The 1,583-nt window shown below is 69.2% G+C and carries 1 protein-coding gene; it reads right to left on the bottom strand.

Features of this window, described 5'->3' with window-relative positions:
- A partial coding sequence (locus HUK84_RS17550; RefSeq protein WP_176641403.1) for a xanthine dehydrogenase family protein molybdopterin-binding subunit occupies positions 1-1,583 on the bottom strand: 1,583 nt, incomplete at both ends.

The raw sequence follows: 1,583 nt of genomic DNA, 5'->3' as shown, positions 1-1,583 counted from the left end.
GGCGGCCACCGCCTGCCGCCGCGATCGCGTTGGCCAGAGCGGCGGCCGCCGCCGCCGTGCCGGTTTCGCCAATTCCGCCCGGATCTTCGGTACTGTCGACCAGATGCACCTCGATCGCCGGCGCTTCGTTCATGCGCATGATCCGGTAGGAATTGAAGTTCTCCTGCTGCACCCGCCCGTGAAGCAGCGTGATTTCATTGAACAGGGCGGCGCTCATGCCGAAGATCAGGCCACCCTCGATCTGCGAGACCACCTGGTCGGGATTGACCAGGTGGCCGCAATCCACGGCGACGGTCACCCGCCGGACCCGCACGCCCCCCATGTCGGTCATTTCGACCTCGGCGATCGTCGCCAGGTAGGAACCGAACACATATTGCAGGGCGATGCCGCGCCCGACCCCGGCCGGCAGCGGGGAACCCCAATCGGCCTTGGCCGTCGCCAGTTCCAGGACGGCACGCGCACGGGGCTTGCCCTCGGTCATCCTGCGGCGGAATGCCACCGGATCGGCCCCGGCGGCCGCGGCCAGTTCGTCGATGAAGCTTTCGACGACGAAGACGCCGCGCGTGCCGCCCACCCCGCGCCACCATGCGGTGACTACGCCCGGCGCCTCGCGCCGCGCGTAATCGAGGAACATGGCGGGAATATCGTACGGTGTCTCGACCGTCGCGGCCAGCAGGTCGTCATCGACGCCGTTCGGCAGCAGGGCCTGGGGCGCCCAGCGCGCGACCACCGCCGGGCCGACGATCCGGTGGGATAGTCCCACCAGGCGGCCGTCGCGGTCCAGGCCGCCGATCAGGTGGTCGACATAGGCCGGACGATAGCGGTCCAGGGTCAGGTCCTGTTCGCGGGTCCAGACGATCTTCAGCGGATATTTGACCTGGCGGGCGAACTGCACCGCCTGCGTGACGTACTCATGCTCCAGCCGCCGGCCGAAGCCGCCGCCGATATACTGGTTGTGAAGATGGATCTGGTCCTTGGCCAATCCGGTCAGTTCGGCCGCCGAATCGCGCGCGCGGGCCGGAACCTGCGACCCGACCCAGATATCGCAGCGGTCCGGCGCGACCAGCACGGTGCAATTGATCGGCTCCATGGGCGCGTGGGCCAGGAGCGGCTGCTGATAGACGGCCTCGACACGGGTGGCGGCATTGCCGATGGCGCCCTTGGCGTCACCCTTGACGTGCGCGACGATCGCCGGCCCGTCCAACGCGTCATACAACTGGCCATAGATCGTCTGGGTGTCGACCGCGCTGTTGACGCCCTCGTCCCAGGTGATCACCAGCGCGTCGAGCCCCTTGCGGGCCGCCCAGAAATGGTCGCCCACCACGCAGACGGCGTTGCCGATCGTCAGCACGTCGTGCACGCCTGGAACCTGCCGCGCGGCGCGGTCGTCGACATGGCGCAGCACGCCGCCCATCACCGGGCAGGCCGCGACCGTGCCGACGCGCATGCCGGGCACCTGGATGTCGATGCCGAACACGGCCTTTCCGGCCACCTTGGCCGCCGCGTCCAGCCGGTGCTGGGAATGGCCGATCAGGCGGAAGCGGGATGGTTCGCGCAGCGCGATGGGCCCCTTGGGCACCGGC

This window comes from Nguyenibacter vanlangensis, from assembly GCF_013376155.1.
GTDB lineage: Bacteria > Pseudomonadota > Alphaproteobacteria > Acetobacterales > Acetobacteraceae > Gluconacetobacter > Gluconacetobacter vanlangensis.
This window is presented reverse-complemented; position numbering and strand designations above follow the sequence as displayed.